Annotated in this window: 26 protein-coding genes; all 26 read right to left on the reverse strand. The window is 37.6% G+C overall.

Translation table 11 applies throughout. The features are described 5' to 3' along the window. Positions 1 to 89 precede the first annotated feature (89 nt). The 26 genes from A2J09_RS11295 to A2J09_RS11415 all read right to left on the reverse strand — a co-directional run bounded on the left by A2J09_RS11295 (position 90) and on the right by A2J09_RS11415 (position 17,677). On the reverse strand, positions 90 to 488 hold the full coding sequence (locus A2J09_RS11295) for a phage tail assembly protein (protein ID WP_012295286.1): 399 nt from the start codon (positions 486 to 488) through the stop codon (positions 90 to 92). Positions 489 to 515: 27 nt separating this feature from the next. Further along, positions 516 to 1,037 carry a phage major tail tube protein gene (locus A2J09_RS11300; RefSeq protein ID WP_012295287.1) on the reverse strand — a complete coding sequence of 174 codons (522 nt, stop codon included), beginning with the start codon at positions 1,035 to 1,037 and terminating at the stop codon, positions 516 to 518. A 17-nt stretch (positions 1,038 to 1,054) separates the two neighbouring features. Beyond that, entirely contained in the window at positions 1,055 to 2,485 is a 1,431-nt protein-coding gene (locus A2J09_RS11305; protein WP_036162181.1) for a phage tail sheath family protein, read from the reverse strand. Between the two features lies 1 nt (position 2,486). Next, positions 2,487 to 2,792 carry a hypothetical protein gene (locus A2J09_RS11310; protein WP_012295288.1) on the reverse strand — a complete coding sequence of 102 codons (306 nt, stop codon included), beginning with the start codon at positions 2,790 to 2,792 and terminating at the stop codon, positions 2,487 to 2,489. Continuing rightward, on the reverse strand, positions 2,782 to 3,273 hold the full coding sequence (locus A2J09_RS11315; protein WP_012295289.1) for a hypothetical protein: 492 nt from the start codon (positions 3,271 to 3,273) through the stop codon (positions 2,782 to 2,784). The genes A2J09_RS11310 and A2J09_RS11315 overlap by 11 nt, the downstream gene beginning before the upstream one ends. Beyond that, the gene (locus A2J09_RS11320) at positions 3,273 to 3,824 is read right to left on the reverse strand and encodes a phage tail protein (RefSeq protein WP_012295290.1); all 552 of its coding nucleotides are present in this window, start codon (positions 3,822 to 3,824) and stop codon (positions 3,273 to 3,275) included. Before A2J09_RS11320 ends, A2J09_RS11315 begins: the two co-directional genes overlap by 1 nt. A 12-nt stretch (positions 3,825 to 3,836) precedes the next feature. Next, positions 3,837 to 4,169 carry a hypothetical protein gene (locus A2J09_RS11325; protein ID WP_012295291.1) on the reverse strand — a complete coding sequence of 111 codons (333 nt, stop codon included), beginning with the start codon at positions 4,167 to 4,169 and terminating at the stop codon, positions 3,837 to 3,839. Next, on the reverse strand, positions 4,162 to 4,527 hold the full coding sequence (locus tag A2J09_RS11330) for a DUF7210 family protein (RefSeq protein WP_012295292.1): 366 nt from the start codon (positions 4,525 to 4,527) through the stop codon (positions 4,162 to 4,164). Before A2J09_RS11330 ends, A2J09_RS11325 begins: the two co-directional genes overlap by 8 nt. Before the next feature lie 11 nt (positions 4,528 to 4,538). Continuing rightward, a complete protein-coding gene (locus tag A2J09_RS11335) occupies positions 4,539 to 5,564 on the reverse strand; it encodes a major capsid protein (protein ID WP_012295293.1) in 1,026 nt (341 codons plus the stop codon). A gap of 3 nt (positions 5,565 to 5,567) precedes the next feature. Next, complete coding sequence (locus A2J09_RS11340; RefSeq protein ID WP_012295294.1) at positions 5,568 to 5,933, reverse strand: head decoration protein; 366 nt, start codon at positions 5,931 to 5,933, stop codon at positions 5,568 to 5,570. Then, positions 5,934 to 7,001, reverse strand: a complete 1,068-nt coding sequence (locus A2J09_RS11345; RefSeq protein ID WP_012295295.1) for a head maturation protease, ClpP-related — start codon at positions 6,999 to 7,001, stop codon at positions 5,934 to 5,936. Further along, entirely contained in the window at positions 6,988 to 8,565 is a 1,578-nt protein-coding gene (locus A2J09_RS11350) for a phage portal protein (RefSeq protein ID WP_012295296.1), read from the reverse strand. Before A2J09_RS11350 ends, A2J09_RS11345 begins: the two co-directional genes overlap by 14 nt. A gap of 15 nt (positions 8,566 to 8,580) precedes the next feature. Next, entirely contained in the window at positions 8,581 to 8,814 is a 234-nt protein-coding gene (locus A2J09_RS11355; protein ID WP_036162184.1) for a DUF6148 family protein, read from the reverse strand. Beyond that, positions 8,790 to 10,619, reverse strand: a complete 1,830-nt coding sequence (locus A2J09_RS11360) for a phage terminase large subunit family protein (RefSeq protein WP_196764890.1) — start codon at positions 10,617 to 10,619, stop codon at positions 8,790 to 8,792. Before A2J09_RS11360 ends, A2J09_RS11355 begins: the two co-directional genes overlap by 25 nt. Beyond that, entirely contained in the window at positions 10,585 to 11,163 is a 579-nt protein-coding gene (locus A2J09_RS11365; RefSeq protein ID WP_012295298.1) for a hypothetical protein, read from the reverse strand. Before A2J09_RS11365 ends, A2J09_RS11360 begins: the two co-directional genes overlap by 35 nt. A gap of 149 nt (positions 11,164 to 11,312) precedes the next feature. Continuing rightward, positions 11,313 to 11,507: a hypothetical protein gene (locus tag A2J09_RS11370; RefSeq protein ID WP_012295299.1), complete on the reverse strand. Its 195-nt coding sequence runs from the start codon at positions 11,505 to 11,507 to the stop codon at positions 11,313 to 11,315. A 394-nt stretch (positions 11,508 to 11,901) separates the two neighbouring features. Then, the gene (locus A2J09_RS11375; RefSeq protein ID WP_012295301.1) at positions 11,902 to 12,483 is read right to left on the reverse strand and encodes a tyrosine-type recombinase/integrase; all 582 of its coding nucleotides are present in this window, start codon (positions 12,481 to 12,483) and stop codon (positions 11,902 to 11,904) included. After that, positions 12,480 to 12,926, reverse strand: coding sequence for an ArpU family phage packaging/lysis transcriptional regulator (locus A2J09_RS11380; protein WP_051563284.1), 447 nt, complete (start codon positions 12,924 to 12,926; stop codon positions 12,480 to 12,482). Before A2J09_RS11380 ends, A2J09_RS11375 begins: the two co-directional genes overlap by 4 nt. A 26-nt stretch (positions 12,927 to 12,952) precedes the next feature. Then, on the reverse strand, positions 12,953 to 13,288 hold the full coding sequence (locus A2J09_RS11385; RefSeq protein WP_012295303.1) for a hypothetical protein: 336 nt from the start codon (positions 13,286 to 13,288) through the stop codon (positions 12,953 to 12,955). A gap of 94 nt (positions 13,289 to 13,382) precedes the next feature. Continuing rightward, the gene (locus A2J09_RS23740; RefSeq protein ID WP_012295304.1) at positions 13,383 to 13,541 is read right to left on the reverse strand and encodes a hypothetical protein; all 159 of its coding nucleotides are present in this window, start codon (positions 13,539 to 13,541) and stop codon (positions 13,383 to 13,385) included. Next, the gene (locus A2J09_RS11390; protein ID WP_012295305.1) at positions 13,534 to 13,716 is read right to left on the reverse strand and encodes a hypothetical protein; all 183 of its coding nucleotides are present in this window, start codon (positions 13,714 to 13,716) and stop codon (positions 13,534 to 13,536) included. The genes A2J09_RS23740 and A2J09_RS11390 overlap by 8 nt, the downstream gene beginning before the upstream one ends. A 207-nt stretch (positions 13,717 to 13,923) precedes the next feature. Next, on the reverse strand, positions 13,924 to 14,643 hold the full coding sequence (locus A2J09_RS11395) for a hypothetical protein (RefSeq protein WP_012295306.1): 720 nt from the start codon (positions 14,641 to 14,643) through the stop codon (positions 13,924 to 13,926). 74 nt (positions 14,644 to 14,717) lie between these two features. Further along, entirely contained in the window at positions 14,718 to 15,086 is a 369-nt protein-coding gene (locus A2J09_RS23455; RefSeq protein WP_012295307.1) for a hypothetical protein, read from the reverse strand. Then, the gene (locus A2J09_RS11405) at positions 15,076 to 15,282 is read right to left on the reverse strand and encodes a hypothetical protein (protein WP_012295308.1); all 207 of its coding nucleotides are present in this window, start codon (positions 15,280 to 15,282) and stop codon (positions 15,076 to 15,078) included. The genes A2J09_RS23455 and A2J09_RS11405 overlap by 11 nt, the downstream gene beginning before the upstream one ends. After that, positions 15,282 to 16,139 (reverse strand): DUF3102 domain-containing protein, encoded by an 858-nt coding sequence (locus A2J09_RS11410; RefSeq protein ID WP_012295309.1) that lies wholly within the window; start codon positions 16,137 to 16,139, stop codon positions 15,282 to 15,284. Before A2J09_RS11410 ends, A2J09_RS11405 begins: the two co-directional genes overlap by 1 nt. After that, complete coding sequence (locus A2J09_RS11415) at positions 16,136 to 17,677, reverse strand: PcfJ domain-containing protein (RefSeq protein ID WP_012295310.1); 1,542 nt, start codon at positions 17,675 to 17,677, stop codon at positions 16,136 to 16,138. Before A2J09_RS11415 ends, A2J09_RS11410 begins: the two co-directional genes overlap by 4 nt. Positions 17,678 to 17,686 lie beyond the last annotated feature (9 nt).

The raw sequence follows: 17,686 nt of genomic DNA on the forward strand, positions 1-17,686 counted from the left end.
ACTTTGTTTCTCCCAATACTCCATGCTGCCAGGAACACTTCTACCTAATTGTATAAAGAGTTTTCTATATTCCTTAGCGACATTGCTGCCTACCACTGAATGAAAAAATTTCTTGTTCGGAAGGCCACCTCTAAGTAATCAGCACCATGTAATCTTTTTAAATCCTCCTCTAGGAGCCCTGATGCTCTAGACATCAATTTCAAAATAACAGTTTGATTCCATAAGTCATCAAAGCCTGTGCCCATAGCTCGTAATTCAGCATCAATTTTTAAAATTTGTGTACCTGTCATTTGGGTGAAATCAAGTTTCACCTCATTTAAAAACGTCCCATCGAAATCGATAGGACGCTTAATAGGCACAATGATAATTTCTGGATTCTTGTTTTCAGTTTCATTTTCTCCAACTTGAACAAGTACCTCGTTTACAATTTCTTTTTCCTGATTTTGATTAAGTGTTTGTTCTTCAGCATTTTGCTTTTCGATTTTCATTATTAATCTCCCCTATCAATATCTTTTTTACATTCCTAATGCTGCACGTAATTTTTCCATGTAGTCAACTTCTCCCACACGGTAGATGTAATTTAATTTATCAATCTCAACCAACGTTTTTCCGTTGTACTCCATTTTTATATATAAAATCTCAATTTCTGATGATCCCTCATATGGAGAACCCTTTGCTGCTTTTCCTAGATCGTTATTTATTGGCAACCCACGCATAACAATACGGTTAACACTGAATTCATGCTCACCTTTAGCTCCATCATATTCTTGGTTCGCTAATCGGAAATCCAGCTTAATCGCCTTCGGTTTTAGGAATTCTAATAATTCATTATTAATCATTCGCCAGTTTATAGTGGCTTTCATCGATTCCAAGTGGCTAAAGTTGGGAGAATCATATTCCCCCATTACTCCGCCTCCACTTACAGTTTCTGTTTTTGGGTTAAATGATGGTAATTGTAAATCAGCTACTCCCTTTAATTCAGGGCTGCCATTCGCGTATGCTCTAAAATCATTTAATTTCTCAGGGATTTTTGACATTAAATTATGCCCCTTTCTTAGTTAAAAATAGTTTCATAGTATGACGTATCCACTTGTAAAATATTTTCGATTTCTTGCGCTGGTGTTGGCTCAGCAACAAAATATCGGAAAACCACTTTACCATTTAGTAATTGGTCATTTGGATTATCTTCTGCGCGGGCTTCTACTCTTCCACCAATAATTGCTCCATCACCTTGTAAACCATTCATCCACATGTTCATTTCGTCTACAATCTCATCAATCAAGCGTCTGCGGATTGGGCCATCTACTTTCTCCCAAGTTTTCAACACAATCGAGTTACCAATGAAATTATGCATTATACGTGTTGCGTGGAATTTGTCTTTCACGTCAGTTACATCTGGGTAAGCCGCTGTGTAATTTCCCCAGGTTACAAATCCATTCACGAAATTTAATGCTGTTACAATCCCTTGATCATTTAAAATCTCTGCCTGATTTGGTTCTAGTTCAACCTCTTCATATTTATTGCCTTTTTTGATAACAATTTTATCAATTGGAATAGGTTTATTTGATGCAGATTCATAGGGATAGTTGTTATTTATCAAGCAAACTTTTAAGACGTTACAAGCAAATAAAGTTGATAGGTGATACACCTTGTCCTTTCTCATACCCAGTGGCCAACAAACTGCTTCGTTTTTACCTGTGTAGCCATTGTCATTTTTCCATTCGAATACATCTGTGAACACTGCAGTTTGCGTTGTATCAACATCTGTTAGGGCTACTGATTTGAAGTACGTATTTATCGAAGTTGCTTTTGCTCTCATAACTGCAGCAACATCTGGATCTGATGAAAATTTAGGTGCAAGTAATAGACTAGGTACTGAACGTAAACGTGGAAATACTTTATTAACACATTCCAAGCCAGATGCTTTACCTGTTGCAACATCATACCCACCAATTAAATACTCTTTCGTAACAAGTGAAGGATCTAACATATCATATTCAGCTATCACAGATGTTTGAGCTGTTAAAAATGCAATCATTAATAGTCCATCTTCATTAAAAGTAGCAATATAATCTTCATCTTCTTTTAAAGTGGTACTATCCGCAATCAACTTTAACGATTTTTTTAGGATCCCTTCATTTTTCAACGTACCCTTTTGATTTTCAATCGTTACAGTTTCTTGTGTAATGCTCTTTTTGTGGACTGCAGGATCCAATACGTTTATAAAGACGAAAGGCCCCAAGCCATATTCCACAAATGCTGCGTCTGCTACTTCGCATAAATCATAGTTTTCCCAGTTTTTTGAGTAGCCAAGATTCTTTTTAAAATCAATTAAAGAGGTACATTTGATAGGTCTATTCACATTATCTATGCCCTCTGTTAAATTTATAGGTGCTGTACCGAACACAACAGGCACAATACTTGATACTACAGTTGGTGTACCGGGGCTTGTCGGCATCTCATACACGCGTGAGCCATGTGGCATATTACTTCACTCCCTTAAAATATTCGATTACTTTGTTATAAAACATTGATTCTACTGTACTCGAATCATTTAAACGCATTTGAACCGTAGTCAATTCTTGAATAGGCACAAACAATTGTTTAAATGCCGTACATTTTTCTAAATGTTCCTCTAAATTCTTAGGGTAGCCCCCTTTAAAAACAGAAAAACGTTGTACCCCTTTCACTGGTGGGCCAACGTAAATTAATTGTTCTTGCTGTTCTTTTGTCTTTTTAATAGCATCTCCTACCTTCTCTGGTGATGCATTTTCAGATACTTTAATAGTCATCTAACACACTCCTTTCCCAAACAACTTGTGGTAAATTGAACTGCACTTCCATAACACCATGCCACATAGGTTTTGGGTGATCCTCAAACAATGCCATGCTTATTGTTCCTGTTAAAGAGGCTGCTCCTATTGTTTGTTTTTTTCCTAATGCAATTTTTATCCTATTCATGACATTCAACGTGTCACGCCAACCATGCTGTTCATCTTTGCTGAAGGTGCCAATCACTACTCTAAGCGTAACTACATTTTCTTTATATTGAGTATCTTCTTCCCCTAAGTACCGCACAATCACATATGGAAAATCTTCTTGTTCTGTATCTGAATCATCTCTTCTTTTAGAAGGGTTCTTTTTGGGTGGCAAATACCCATCATATGCAGTTGGAGCTCTTTCAACATCTTCATCTTTGGTAGGTAATCTCATTTCTTTTAATGTCTCGTTTATAAAGCTAACAAGATCATCAATTAGAGTTGTATTTAACATCAAACCCCACCTTGTAATAATCGATTTAAGTCGTGGTTTAATCGTTCATTTAGAACAGTTTGACCACGTTCAGTAATATCTTCTATCAGTACATCTTTACCCATCATTTGTGCAATAGAAGGACCATATCTCCCTTGAATAGGAAAACGACTACTTCCCACACGGGTAAATACATTTACATGTCCATTTCCTGTCCTGGCAATGAATCCACTGTCTATTTTTTTTCGAGAACCTCGTTTTAAAACACGCGCTGTAACTTGACTACTTTTTGGTGAAGTAGGTCTTACATCGAATTTCATGATGGGTGTTACTGGTCCACTTGCTCTTATTTGAGCTGATAGATTATTGAGCGATGCTTTTCGAATTTTAATTCGTTTCTTGACATCCTCAGCTTTGACAATGTAATGCTTACGAATTGTTACACTAGTACGTGTTTTCACAGCTGTAGCAGAACGATTAATAGCACGCCACAATACCGTTTTCGCTTCTCGTGGGGTGTTTTCAAATAGCTGTTCGATTCTTTCGATATTTTCAAGTCGAATTTGGATCATTAAATCTACCCCCTAACTTTCGTTGGCTGACAGAACAATTTTAATAACCCCGTTTTGATCTTTTGCTTCTTCCACATAATAGCTTTCGCCATCTAAAACCAATTCACTATCGACTTTAGGGATATAGAAGTCACTACTTTTCACGTAAACAGTTTTGAAAATCTTAAACACTTCTTGGGCTACATTTAATTGATCACGTCCAAAGCCTTTTAAATCTTCTAAACTACTGTCTACAACGATTAAATCTAACTCCTGTCCCTCTAACTCATGTTTATCAGCCATCTCATCGACATTAAAAAAAACGTCCAAATCCTCCGTAATGAAGTCTTTAAACGTTTTATTCATTAGAATCATCCTCTAATAGCAAATCGGCTTTACCTTGTTTTATAATCGCCTCAATAATAGGCTCTTTCTTTGTCAATCCTGTTAAATCCACGCCTACTTCCTTAGCAACACGTTTTAGTTCTTCTGCGTTGTATAATTCATCCAATGCAGAACGTAATTCTTCAAATTCATCCGGTGGAATTATTTTTACATCTTCGGCCACTCGTTGCTTCTTCATTTCTTCCTCAGGAGAAATGACGTATTCAGCAGACTTTAACCGTACTAAGCGTTCCGCCTCCGATTCCTTTAAGCCATCGAGAATAGCACCTTTTTTGTATTCAACATTATTATGTCGAATAGTATGTTTTGCTCTTAACATAAATATCCCCCTTATAGAACTTTAGCTACAAACCAGCTATTTACTTCTTTTGGAATCGGTAAAGGTTTGGCACTTAATTGTAGGATTTTACTTGCTGGACGTTTCTCTGTCCAAGTATCAGGAACTCGCTTCGCTTCATAGGTTACCAAATCCTCATCTTTTGCAATAGTAACAGCAGCATATGCCATTGAAAAGTCAACTTCAGAAGATGCTAGCGCAATCGTGCCTCCTGGTACCATCGGTTTAACTTTATCATCTAAATCATCGTAATAAGTTGCTGAATACTCGTAGATTTTCCCTACACCTGCAATACTTCCAATATAGGTTGCTCCATTAGGAAGATTTTCAGGTTTGAACTCTCCAATGTTAACATTTCTAATATCCAACAGCTTTAAAATTTGCTGATCCTTTAAAAGTACATCTGTTACGTCTGGGGCTATAATGACAACATCGGTGTTAACAAAACCAGTAGCTTGTACTTTTCGAACCCAACGTTTCAAATCTGCATACTTATCTGAAGTTGAAACACTCCATAAATTAGCACCTGACAAAGTTTCACGATTTGTATGGTTAAATGAAATGACATGATCAACACCCTCACCTTTTACAGTAATTTCACCATCAAAAATAGCTTGGGCACACATAACTTCTTCACGTCGTGTAATCATAACGTCTAACTCTTTTAAATCTTTCACTAACTTCTCAGCTGCTCGTTCATCTGGAGTTCGACCAGAATATAAATTCTCACCCATTGAACGATTTTGAATATCTGCTGCAGTTGTAATTGTTGTTGGAGCAACTAAAGGAGGTTCAAATGTCTCTGTACGGTAGCCGCTATTTTCAACAACTTTTCCACCTATTTTTTCACTTACATATGGCGCAATCTTAGCACGACCTTTTTTAATATCTATATCTACTTTTTTTGTAGGAAATAGCTCATCGTCTTTAAATAATGTATCTTTTAAAAACGTTTGAACTGGAGGCATACGCTCCACGAATTTCAACATTGAACGAGTTTCAAATAAATTTACTGCCATTGATTATTCCTCCCCTTGTGGATCTGCAGGTACTGTATTTCGTAAAGTGATTCCAATATTACTCAAAGCTTTTTTGTAGGCTACATTATCAATACCATCCGGAAAAATGATTTTACGTGCATTAAATTCTCCACGTTTATAGCCTACCGCTGCCTTTGTTTCATCACTAGCCGTAGCTACTGCATCAGCCATAATGCCATAAACGTCTGTTGCAACACTATCTATTTTCATAGCAACTGCTTGTCCACTTGTATTAAGTGCAAATATTTGGCCTACTGAAAGCTCTTGATCTGGTGCTACAATGATAGGTTCTGTCACTACATTCGACTGGAATCCCGCAAGTAAGTTTTCAAATTCTAAAATTGGCATTTATTTCACTCCTGTTCCCATTACTTTATTAACTAATGCTTCAAGTTCATTTTCATTATTGTTTTTTGGAGCTTCTTCAGCTGCAATATTATTTAATTCAACTGCATCTTCAATACGGTTTTTCATTTGCACTTTGTTTTGTTCTTTTTGAGCATTCAAAATTTCCACTGCTGTTTCAGCTGCTGAAATACCAGTTTCGAATTTCGCCTTATTAACGATATTCTCCATACCTGGTTGAGCAAAGTTTTCAATATCCTGAATACGTTTACGCTCTTCAACAACAGCTTCTTTTTTGGCTGTATTACGAATTTGTTCTACTAATTCAGGATGCTTGTTTTGTAATTCTTGTAAGTCCATTTTTTGATCGTCTCCTTCTGCTTCCGGCTGTGTTACTGGACTGCCTGTCGAAACACTGTTTTTTACTACAATATTTGGATCTGTTGCACGTAAATTAAACATCTTGTCAATTACCGCTTTAGGTAATAACCCATTTGCACCCACGTCTGTTTGAGCTGATGCAACAATTTTCATTTCTTCTGCAAACATAATTTCATCAACAAAACCATTTTCCACAGCTTGTTGAGCATTCATCCACGTTTCGGCATCCATCATTTGTTTCAATTCTTCATCTGATTTTTTTGTTTTTTCTTTATATGTCTGCATAATTGCATCATTTGTTTGAATGAGAAGTTGTTTCATCGATTCCATTTCACGATAATCACCTTCTGCTATTACTGATGCATTGTGTATCATTAGCGCACCCACAGGAGCTATTACAACCTTTTTACTTGCCAATGCAATTATCGATGCAGCACTTGCACAAACACCTGATATTTCTGATACAGAGTTACCAGGGTATTTTTTTATATGCGTCCAAATTTCAGATGCTGCATACACCGAACCACCAGGACTATTAATATTGACAACTAGCTCTTTTTCCTGATTATTTATAGCCCTGTCAATTTGTTGCATAATACGCTTTGGACTTACTGCTGGTATTCCATACCAATCATAAATCCATTGTTCACCATCGGGTACAATAGCACCTCGAATATCAATCCTCGCCATCTTCTTTCACCTCCTTTTGTTGAAGAGCACTTTTCATAAGCTCTATATAGGTGGCATCTAAACCTGCATCTCTACGTGCTTTTTCCTCTCGAATACGCTGTGAATGATTGTTCCAATAGTTTGTGCCTGTAAGTTCGGCTGTTTCTTTTTCTCGTGTACTAAATCCGTTCTCCACTCTAATTACAGCAGCATTAACTTCTTTCAGCGGATCAAGTTGCCCTTGACTTGGACCATTCCACTCAGCGCCACAATAAGCTTTTCTAACAAGTGGATCATTCAAAAAACCAGGAGCATGTATACGACCAAGTAAAACAGCCTCAGTTAAAAACTCTTCATATACAGGCTGACAAAACTTAGTTGCAACGAATTTCCGTCTCATTCTAAACATTTTCCACGCTTCAATAAGTGCTGCTCGTGAGGCAGAATATGAACTTGTAAAATGTTTAAGTAACACTTCGTATGGTAGTTCTAATGCTGAACCCATCTGACGACAAACAGCCACAACAAAGGGATCAAAAGATGCATTATTTCGCGCTGGATTGGATGTACTCGCCTTTTCACCTTCCTCTAAAGCAATAATTGCACCTGCTCCTAACTCATAACTCAACTCATCGTCCTTATCTACTTGTTCTGATTCGTCAATGGCTTCACCAAAAACGGGACCAGTGTTACCTTCATCACCTTTCGTTTCAATAAAAACTGTGAACAAAGATGATACTAACGCTGCTGTTAATTCCGCTTCAGTATACCGATCCAATTGTTTCAGTGATTCAATAACAGGTGCTAAAATAGGAACACCTCTTCGTTGTTCTGGACGCTCTGATTCCATTAAATGCAATATGTTTTGTCTGTTCGATTTTTTTCCAAACTTCTCAACTCTCTGCCACTCTTTTTTACCTGTAGAAGTTGTTAACGGATGATGCTTAGAAATATGATAAGCAACTACTTCACCGTATTTACCAAGCTCTACACCATTTATAATGTTTGGATTGTTACCAGGTGGAGAAGAAGTGCGATCCGCTTCAATAAGCTGTACTCTCAAACTATATAAATGATGCCCATGGTGTCGGTATGGCAATAATACAAATACTTCACCTGACATTAAAAAAGATAAGAAGGACAACTGTTGTAATTCATAAAAATCATGCATTTGTAGAGCATCACATAATATTGATTCAGACCATAAAGCAAATTCTCGTTCTACAGTTGTCTCCCATACATCGGCTTCTTCCTCTGTCAAACCTAAAAATTCATGGTCTATTCGGGCATTTAACACCAATCCACCACCAACAACATTAGTACGTATATTTTTTAATGCCCCAGTTGCTAAAGGTGTATTCATGTACAAATCCCTAGAACGTTGGCGAAGAGTATCTAAATTTTCATCAATATCCTCTTTTGTACTACCGCCTTTAAACAGCCAACCAAGCATTGATTTCTTTCGCCTACTGGCACCACTGTTTGAGTAACCTGTATTCATAATATTTAATCTTTTCCGTGCCCCAACACGTTTTAGGGCTCTTTCAGGAGATACCATCGCTATAGCCTTGTCTACAAGATTCATGAATGTTACACCTCCTTACAAATCACGCGGCACTACTCTCATGACGCGTCTTTTACTACGACCACTTAATTTTTCCTCTGCTTGAAATAGTTCTTTTTTCCAAAACTTTATTTGTTCTCGAACTTGTGCCAAGTTAGCACGCTCTAATCGCCTGTTATCTATTGAATAACTTTGGCCATTTGCAATTGCTTCTTCTGCATCTAGCCACATTTGTAGTCGTTTATTTATCTCTTGAACAGAAAATGCCATATGCTACAAACCTTTCGAAATAGTTCTTCTTTTTTTTTACGCCTTACCGTTTGGGTATACACACTACCATTTAGTTTATGGTCCTTTAAATACTGCAAATCAGGGTTCAAAATTCTTAATGCTGCAGTGGCATAGTTCCTCAAATCTAATGGTTCATTCCTTATTCCGGATGTTCGTTTTACCCATTTTTGTTTGGGAACACCACCAACCCAAAGTGTTTTCTTATACTCTGATGTAAGACCAACAAAAAAGGCCTCATCATATCCCTTTTCAGCTTCTGTAGGGAAATGACAATAACCTGGTTTATCTTCAAATTCAATTTTCAAACGCGATGTAATTAAATCTTTTCCTTCATCAACACCAATTGAAAATAGATGCACGTTTTGGCGACCAACCTTAGAAGGTTTATTGATAAATGGAACACCGCTTCCGCCTCGGCCCTTTATTGCAAATACACGTCTATGCTCTCTTTCCTTACAGAAATCATATACTTCACTTGTATAATGCCCTCCGCTGTCCACACATGTAGCTGAAATCGATAACCTAGCACCATCATTACAAACCCATTCGTTTAACAAGAACGTATCCAGTTGGTCCCAAACCGTTTTCTGTCCTGGATCACCATAAAATATCTTATAAGATATACCCCAACTAGTTTCGCTGATTCCCCAACCTACTATTTCAACCTCCAAACGATCATCTTGGACATCGACTCCTGCAGTTAAGACCAAAACGCCCTCCGGAATATCACAATTATAAGGTTTTCGTCTCGCCACTAACCTCGCGTGATCCTGTTCGCTACTATGCTCTTCCCACGATTCCCCTAAAGTTGTGTTTTTCCAAGTTTTCAGCGTTTCCATACCTTTTCTTTTAGCTTCCTTAAACTCTGCAATAATCTTGGACCACTTTTCCCAAGGCGAAGCAAGTGCATTCAGATGAAAACCTCGTTTTAAAGCTTCAGGGTTCCTAGCAATCCATCGACCAGGGCGTGATTTCCATTCAACTTCCGTGTGTTCTGTTTTACATTCTACACACTCCATCGTAACTGTTTCAAACCTAATTTGTGGCCAGCTATACGGTTGAAAATATCCACAACTTGGGCACGCAACACACCATTGTTCTTTCGTGCTTTCTTCGTATTCCGCTTCAATTCTGGACGCTCCTTTGATAGTTGGCGTTGACACTGACACCCACTTGTTGTTCCAGAACGTTTTAGTTCTCTTTTGCGCAAGTGCTAACGGATCTCCCTCTGCTCCTGCAGACGGTGGAAATCTATCTACCTCATCAGCCAGTACTATTCGAACTGGACGTGAAGCTAAACTTGCAGGCGAATTTGCTCCTACAAGCGTTAAATGACCACCTGCAAACTTCTTTTGAAGAAGTGTATTGTTACCATCTTTTGCTTTAGGACTGTTAACTTTCTTAGACAAAGCTGGCGTATCACGTATCATCGATGCTATACGATCTTTTGAATAAGCTTCGGCCATTTCAAGTGTCGGCTGCATTAATAGCATTGGTGCTGGATCATAATCAATATGATAGCCAATAATATTATTAATGATTTCCGACTTTCCAACCTGGGCAGAGGACATTACAACAATTTGATCCACATCAGGATCATTTACAGCATCCATTATTTCACGTTGATAAGGTGCACGATCTGTATTCCATCGACCATGTTCTGCAGAGGCTTCTTTAGACAACACCCTATGTTTATCTGCCCATTGTGATACGGTTAATTTAGGTGGTGGTGCTACCAAGCTTGCTATCTTATTGAACAGGTTCATCGTTTGTTTCCGAACCATCATCATCACCTACCATTTCTACTTCTACATCATCCTCAATGAAATATTGCGTTGGATTATACTTAGCCAACTCTGACAAAGCTTCATGTATATCCCTTTCCAAAATGGCTTCAATCAATTTAGGATCATTTTTATTGACCAACTGTAATGCTACCTTGGATGGGAGAGACAACATCTTCGAACGAAATGCCATCACCATATGATTCTGAACCTTCTCCACCTCATCAGCTTTGTGCATTTCTTTTTTTATATGAGCTAGTTCAATCTCTGCCTTTTCTCGTTTCGCCTTTTCATGTAGCCATTTCTCATAGTCTAGTGATTCCATTACCTTACTTTCATCTATCCCATCAAAGGACATTTTAAGAAAAGTAATATATCGGCTCACTGTGTCTATAAGATCATAACGACCATGCGTAACACGAGAAATGACACCTTCCTCAACCAAGTAACGAACATTACGTTCTGTCATATTGAACATTTTGGCAATCGACTTGGTATTTACGACTGTTTTTTCATCCAGCTTCGTTTTTGCTGTTTCACTCAAATTCTCACCTCCTTTTCTGAAAGGATGGAAGGAACGCTTATTTCCCCCATATATCTAGACTGTTTTTGGGGCTCGCGAGACCCGCAGGCTTTCTATATATCGCCAGGAGAACCTAAAAAAATAAAAAAGCGATACAGAACGTGTCTGCATCACTCTTGTTTGTACGGTTTAATTGGTTCACTAATCATTGATAAAAACGAAGGTGCACCATTCACAGCTTTTACTAATCTCGCAAGTGTTGATAGCTCATCATGTGTTGCCATCACTGGATCTAATACCTTAACTCTTCTAGTGATGAGGTCTGCAACAGCCTCGTTCATTTTATCTACTTTACTTTGTTCCAACGTGAGTATTCCCCCTTATATTTGTATTGTTACTGTCCTTATCCATGTACTGCATACTAACATACTAGCACAGCTAAAATTAGAATCTCTGCCAATAGTCTGCCAAAATCCTGCCATGTTTGTGACATCCAACATTCTTTCCTAAAGGCAATACAAGCCATTTACAGCCTTTTTCTTATATTCCTCACATTAACATAACATATATTCTGTTAAGCTCCTGTAGCCCCTTTAAACGCAATCACAGCATGGCTTCATCGCAACTTCCTTTTATGAGCTTTACATGGTTATATTGAAGCAATGTCTTTCGTCTTCTAATGTATTGAATAGTGACAAATCTTTTCATCTTTCCGTTATTGGGCAAAATAAAAAGCAATCCATTTTTCATAGATTGCTCTCATCGTTTGTAGCGTAATTTTCTACGCGCATTATCCTTGGCCTCCTGGTTAACCCCTATGTAGCGTAATGTTATGTATTCAGAACTATGTCCGAATATATCTTGTAATAACGCTACATCTTTGGAATCCATGTAAATATGATAGCCGAATGTCTTTCGTAAAGTATGCGTACCGATTTCACTTAATCCACAAGCAAAGGCTGCCTCTCTTAGAATGTCATATGCTCTTACCCGTGTGATCGGTTTATTCTTCCCTTGCCTTGATTTGAATAGATACTCATCATCCTTTAATTCTTGGCCATAGGCACTGATCATTTTTTTCAGTTCAGGTACAAGAACAATTCGCGTTTTACTCATTACTTTTTTATTTTTCTTCCTAGTCTTTTTGGTTTTCATTTCGGTGATATAAAAGACATCTTTATTGTATACATCATTCTTCTTCACGCGTAGTATGTCGCTAATCCGTAGCCCTGTATAAATACCAAAACAAAATAATAATTCATCTCGTTTATTCTTACTGGCCAGATATTCTTGCACGTCTACTACTTTATCTATGTCGCGTATCGGTTGTACAAAATTCATGGCCCCACCACCTCATGCGCTTGATACACTATTTTCCCCAATGCTAGCGCCAGTTTATACAGGGCCTGTGTTCGCACACGGTAAAACTTGCGTTCTGATACACTTAACTCCAAGCATATTTCATAATTGTACATAGGCTCTATATCTAAATACGCTAATGTGATGAGTTTCCGTTCCATCACCGTTAGTTTGCTTAACCCACAATTAAACCAGGTGAAAAAGCGTTCACACTCTCGGAAGTGATCAACACTTATAATGGCTGCTGTTTCGACACTGGATTGTTTGATGTTCGAGAATGTTGGCATTTCAAGCGTGTATTTAGCGGTAATCGCTGGCATAAATTCGTCCGGTGTTGTTAACGAGAATGTTCGGTACTGTCTGAGCGTGGCTTCTATTGCTTGTTGAGTTGCTTGTCCGTCAATGTTTTGTAAAAGATCTTTCATAGGTTGTGGCCACCCTTTCATTTATGCTATCGAATGATTTTGTTTACTCGATTTCTTGGCTTTCGATTGAATACCTGGTGAACAATACGTGGACGCTTCAAACACAATTTATGAATTTGTTTCATTACTTGTCTGCGTGGCTCTATACTTTCTAGGGCTGTAGCTACTTCTTCAGCTGTCATAGAGGTAAAAATCCCTACATTTCCTGCAAACATCATCATAGCTTCCTGTAACTGTTCTACACTTGCACCCCAAGCTTCAGCAATTTGCATTAATGCAGCTGCTACTCTTTCAGCATGCATTGCTGTTTCTTGTCCAAAAACAATTGCTGTATCCTTCATGCCTTTGTCTAATTCAATCATTGTTTATCCCTCTCCCCTCAATTAAAAAAGCAACAAACACAATGCCAAATTTTGCACTGTTGTTTGTTGCCCGTCGGTTCTTCCGTAAGGACCATTATTTAGTTCTTTTAATCCGTATACGCTGTGTTCTTTCTACATCTAGCACTTGTTCATTTTTCCAATAAATCACGTCTTGACCATGTGTTTTCGGTTCAAGTTTAGTTATTTCACCTTCTTGTACAATATAGACGCCATCTTCCATTTTTTCATTCATAAATACTCCCCATTTCTCTTACAACTTCTCTAAATTCATTTTCTGTCATATTGTTGGGTACAAATCTATCAATAACTTCCGAAAACGGTTTTAGATGATTCACCAATATATTAAAAGCTTCTTCTTTATTTCTAACTGTTCCAGTAACATTATTTATATATTCATCTTCTGTCATATTCCAATGCGTAGGACAATAGAATTGAAGAAAACCGACAAAACAAGCCGTTTGGTTGTTTTGAAATAAATGCTCCCAAAAGATCACCTCAATTATGCTGATAGATATGATATACTTAAAAAGTATAGTTTGGTTGAGTAGTAGGTGACTGCTACTCTTTTTTATGCTTTCTAAAAGCTACCCTAATTCCTCATATTGGGTAGTAAGCTAACGATTCTTTGCTCGCATCTCTGCACGTCGCACTTTATGAACTCCCCAGTATTCTTCGCGATAAGATTCCTTCATACGATATTTCAGTTTTTTATCCTCTGTGAAAATTTCTAACCAATCTTCATTCCATTTGGCTCTTAACGTTGCCATTGTTGACGGTTTAGGGTTAGCGTAATGAGTTTGTACTTTATCCAACAGCTCATCAATAGTCACCCCTGTACGGTGAAAATATAAGCACTCTTTTATTTTTTCAATTGTGAGCTTATATTCCGTTATTGTTTCCCCACCCTTAGAACCACCGATATTCACTAAATGAATTTCATCATTGATACGATCAGCAATGTGGAAATACTTTGAACGTCGCTGTCTCTTTCCCCAATGAACTATTTTCACACCGTTAGTTTCTGTTATGGTTCTTGGATTTGCATTATAATACATTAACCCGATACCTAATCCTTTTATCCAATCCAATACAAATTTTCGATGTTGACTTTTAGGCTCTGGTACAAGAATAAATACATAATCGACTAGACATTTGCGACTTATTGCCTGTTCTATCACTTTGAAATTTAGCGAAGTTTTCATTTCTACTCCAATAAAAACATTTCCATGTTTACCTACGGCATCTATATCGTTGACCTCAGCATATACTTGCTGACATCCCATTTCTTGGCGCAAGAACATCTTTAACGGTTCAAATAAATCGGATTCTTTCACATGCTCAACCCCTTTCGATTCTAAACAAAATCTTTCATGAAACTAATTACTATCCGCTTCGGACACCGTTGCAATTAGCTGAATTTACAAGTATCAATTCCGTTATACAAACCTAAGTTCTCACAACCTTCATCTAAAGCCCAATGTCCCTCGTCTTGGTCAAATCTATAACAAATGATTTCTCCATCTTCATTGATTACAGGAGCAGTCCATGTGTCATAACAAGGTCTTTCAGGGTTCCAGTAAGTCATTACTTCCCCTAAATGGGGGTGATGGATTTTGCCCCATTCAGCCCCATTCGACCATTTCAATTCCTTCCCGACTTCTGCTGTAGCATAATGTACCGTTTTACAATTACACTCCTTTTCATGCCAGGTATCTTTCTCTGAAAAAAGTTCTTCATTTTCTTTACAAAGATAAATTTTCACTTTTTCAATACCCATCATCAATGCCCCTTCCCATATCTTTAGGCTTCGGAATATTTTTAGGTTCGCCATATTTCTTCATTACTTCCTCGCGTGTTAAACCATGTTCAATTCGACAGTGGGCTGCAGTAATTACGTTACCAATATGGTTACAACCCTCAACAGGACACTTGATATATCCGCCATGTGTAGAACTCCAGTAAAGACCTGTCATTATGACACCTCTCCTTCTAAAGTAGCCCGCATCTTATCCATCAATTTATGAACAGCGTTGGTATACTTGGTCTTAGTTTCGCTATCTCCAATCCCATCAAGTGAACGCAACGTTAAATCAAATTCGTTCACTAATGACTCAAAACGCATTTTGAATTTTATCTCTGCAGGATCCATTGACTCATTCATTTTGCTACGAAGTTGGTCTAGCTCTTTTTGTACTGATTCAGGAATTACCTCCACAGTTGCCGCTTCAATAGGTCTTGTTTTTAGGTGTTCTTCTAGTTTTTTCGCCCTCGATTCAGCAACAGCCAACTCTTGCGTTAACCTATTAATCTCTTTTTCGGAAACATCATTCTCAACAGATTGTTCTCGAGCATTTTCTAACTGTTTTTTAAGGTCCTGAATATCCTTTTCTAATAAACTCTTTGCTTTTGTGGCATCCACTTCACGCTTGGCCATTTCCTTTTCAAGTTTCTGTTTCTCCTTAATAATTTTTTGAAGCTCTCTTGTAGACATTTCGTCAACATCATTTTCTTGTAAAAATGCTTCTCGATCTTCAGAATCAATACCTAATAAAGCCACCGCTTTTGAATAACTCAAATTCCCAAACGCTTGGGAATTTGAACTATACTCCATATGAATTTGCATTAAGTTATTTGCTGTTGATTGACTGTACTCTACGTTCTCTTTTAACCAATTGCCCCACTCGCCATGAGGTAATTGCTCTTTTGCCTCAATCAGTCTCTTTCCTATTTCAGCCGATGCCTGTAACATCATTGTTTGTGTTTGAAATTTAATCGCATTTATCTCAGCTGCAATAACATCAGTGGATCGTTCTGTAATTAATTGTGTCATACTGCTTTCCTCGCTTTCTTAGTGAGCTTTTGCTTTTTAAATTCGTCAATAAATGTTTGTACATCTTCTGTTGCAGGTTTATTCTTGATTCCACGCACCTGCAATACTTTCTCATTTTTAACTTCTACTGTGTAAAACGATTCATCAGGTTCTTTGATATTGCGAACGAACAATATTGTTGTCTGGCCATCTGCGTGTCGTTCCGCATATCCTCCAACACAATGTGATAATTTATTGCCCTCATCGATAATTTCTTTAGGTGTATACGGAACTACTATTTTCAACTGACCAAGTTCAAACTCGTAATGTTTAATTTTTTCATATCTTTCTTTCGCCTTTTTACGCATTAGCTCATCTTCATAGTGTTTCACACGTTTGATTGTTTCTTCATGGGCCTTACGTAAGTTTTTTGGGAAAATGATTGCCTCATCTATATGAATCTTTAACTTTTGGCAATCATTTAAATAGTCACTCCAGGTAATCAATACTTGATGGCGCCTAATGAAATGTTTCTCATCCTTTTCAAATTGCTTATTTGCGTAATTAAACAGTCGGTGAAGAGAAGTGAACCGTCTAATAAACTTAAATGTTTTCAAGTCATCTTTTACACTGAAGATTTGCATATTTTTTTGAAGTTCATCTATATTCATTTTCGATTTTTCTTTACGCCATTGCTGAACTACCCAGGCATTAAAAAGAAAATCTCCTACGTAATACACTGAACTTACAAAGTTTTTCTCTCTTAACATTTGGAGATCTTGCTTTGACATCTTGAAAATGTGATGCAGTTTTGATTTCGACCAATTTACTGCGCTATAAGTTTTATAACCGTATATTTTTGCTTTTACGAAACTATCTAAACCAGCTTTAGTTAGAATTTCCACACTCGGATATTTAGCTACAAGTGGCAGGTATTTTAATACATCTTCATAATCGTATCTTTGCCATCCGCTGTATTGGAATGGCGTTCCGGATATACCATCCTCAAAGGTTCCATGCATGATATTTCTGGACATAAACGATCTATTTTGTAAGAAACTTGGTGTACTAAATCCGCTTTCCGTCCACCATCGACAACCGGAACCACCCTCAATTTTTTGGCACACTTTGCGGTCATAGTCGAACACATACCGCGCAACAGCTGCATACTCTGTACTCACATTTTCGAAACTCTCTCTATAATCCCTGGAAGCATATAGCCATTCCACTGTTACTACAGATGGATTTAATACAGATTTTTGGCAATGTAATATACAAGCTGTGTCGATTAAAGCCTTTCTCCCAAGCCAAGCTTTTTTGTACCTACATTTCGAAAAACATGCAGGGCATTCCCCCTTGCCGTTTTGTTTGATTGGATTCTCAATAGGGAAAGTATTTCGACAATGTGTACAGTAGCCTGTCCGGTTCTTTCCGCTACTAACAAAAATATACCTGCTTAATAACAACGCCTTTTCATCTGCTTCAAACTGCACATGTTCAGGTACTTCGGCCGGAAAATGCGCAAGTAATGATTTAATAAATTCTTCATTGTTTTCCATGGATGTCAC

Origin of the sequence: Lysinibacillus sphaericus, assembly GCF_001629735.1 — a bacterium.
Classification (GTDB): Bacteria; Bacillota; Bacilli; order Bacillales_A; family Planococcaceae; genus Lysinibacillus; species Lysinibacillus pinottii.

Bases quoted from the DNA above. Each gene is read 5' to 3' on its own strand.
- A2J09_RS11355 (WP_036162184.1), bottom strand. From the start codon at position 8,814: ATGGCATTTTCTGTTCAAGAGATAAATAAACGACTACAAATGTGGCTA.
- A2J09_RS11295 (WP_012295286.1), bottom strand. From the start codon at position 488: ATGAAAATCGAAAAGCAAAATGCTGAAGAACAAACACTTAATCAAAAT.
- A2J09_RS11360 (WP_196764890.1), bottom strand. From the start codon at position 10,619: ATGGTTCGGAAACAAACGATGAACCTGTTCAATAAGATAGCAAGCTTG.
- A2J09_RS11335 (WP_012295293.1), bottom strand. From the start codon at position 5,564: ATGGCAGTAAATTTATTTGAAACTCGTTCAATGTTGAAATTCGTGGAG.
- A2J09_RS11405 (WP_012295308.1), bottom strand. From the start codon at position 15,282: ATGACAGGTCTTTACTGGAGTTCTACACATGGCGGATATATCAAGTGT.
- A2J09_RS11345 (WP_012295295.1), bottom strand. From the start codon at position 7,001: ATGGCGAGGATTGATATTCGAGGTGCTATTGTACCCGATGGTGAACAA.
- A2J09_RS11385 (WP_012295303.1), bottom strand. From the start codon at position 13,288: ATGATTGAATTAGACAAAGGCATGAAGGATACAGCAATTGTTTTTGGA.
- A2J09_RS11320 (WP_012295290.1), bottom strand. From the start codon at position 3,824: ATGATCCAAATTCGACTTGAAAATATCGAAAGAATCGAACAGCTATTT.
- A2J09_RS11305 (WP_036162181.1), bottom strand. From the start codon at position 2,485: ATGCCACATGGCTCACGCGTGTATGAGATGCCGACAAGCCCCGGTACA.
- A2J09_RS11300 (WP_012295287.1), bottom strand. From the start codon at position 1,037: ATGTCAAAAATCCCTGAGAAATTAAATGATTTTAGAGCATACGCGAAT.
- A2J09_RS11380 (WP_051563284.1), bottom strand. From the start codon at position 12,926: ATGAAAGATCTTTTACAAAACATTGACGGACAAGCAACTCAACAAGCA.
- A2J09_RS11375 (WP_012295301.1), bottom strand. From the start codon at position 12,483: ATGAATTTTGTACAACCGATACGCGACATAGATAAAGTAGTAGACGTG.
- A2J09_RS11330 (WP_012295292.1), bottom strand. From the start codon at position 4,527: ATGTTAAGAGCAAAACATACTATTCGACATAATAATGTTGAATACAAA.
- A2J09_RS11315 (WP_012295289.1), bottom strand. From the start codon at position 3,273: ATGTTAAATACAACTCTAATTGATGATCTTGTTAGCTTTATAAACGAG.
- A2J09_RS11340 (WP_012295294.1), bottom strand. From the start codon at position 5,933: ATGCCAATTTTAGAATTTGAAAACTTACTTGCGGGATTCCAGTCGAAT.
- A2J09_RS23455 (WP_012295307.1), bottom strand. From the start codon at position 15,086: ATGGGTATTGAAAAAGTGAAAATTTATCTTTGTAAAGAAAATGAAGAA.
- A2J09_RS11410 (WP_012295309.1), bottom strand. From the start codon at position 16,139: ATGACACAATTAATTACAGAACGATCCACTGATGTTATTGCAGCTGAG.
- A2J09_RS11325 (WP_012295291.1), bottom strand. From the start codon at position 4,169: ATGAATAAAACGTTTAAAGACTTCATTACGGAGGATTTGGACGTTTTT.
- A2J09_RS11350 (WP_012295296.1), bottom strand. From the start codon at position 8,565: ATGAATCTTGTAGACAAGGCTATAGCGATGGTATCTCCTGAAAGAGCC.
- A2J09_RS11390 (WP_012295305.1), bottom strand. From the start codon at position 13,716: ATGACAGAAGATGAATATATAAATAATGTTACTGGAACAGTTAGAAAT.
- A2J09_RS11310 (WP_012295288.1), bottom strand. From the start codon at position 2,792: ATGACTATTAAAGTATCTGAAAATGCATCACCAGAGAAGGTAGGAGAT.
- A2J09_RS11415 (WP_012295310.1), bottom strand. From the start codon at position 17,677: ATGGAAAACAATGAAGAATTTATTAAATCATTACTTGCGCATTTTCCG.
- A2J09_RS23740 (WP_012295304.1), bottom strand. From the start codon at position 13,541: ATGAATGAAAAAATGGAAGATGGCGTCTATATTGTACAAGAAGGTGAA.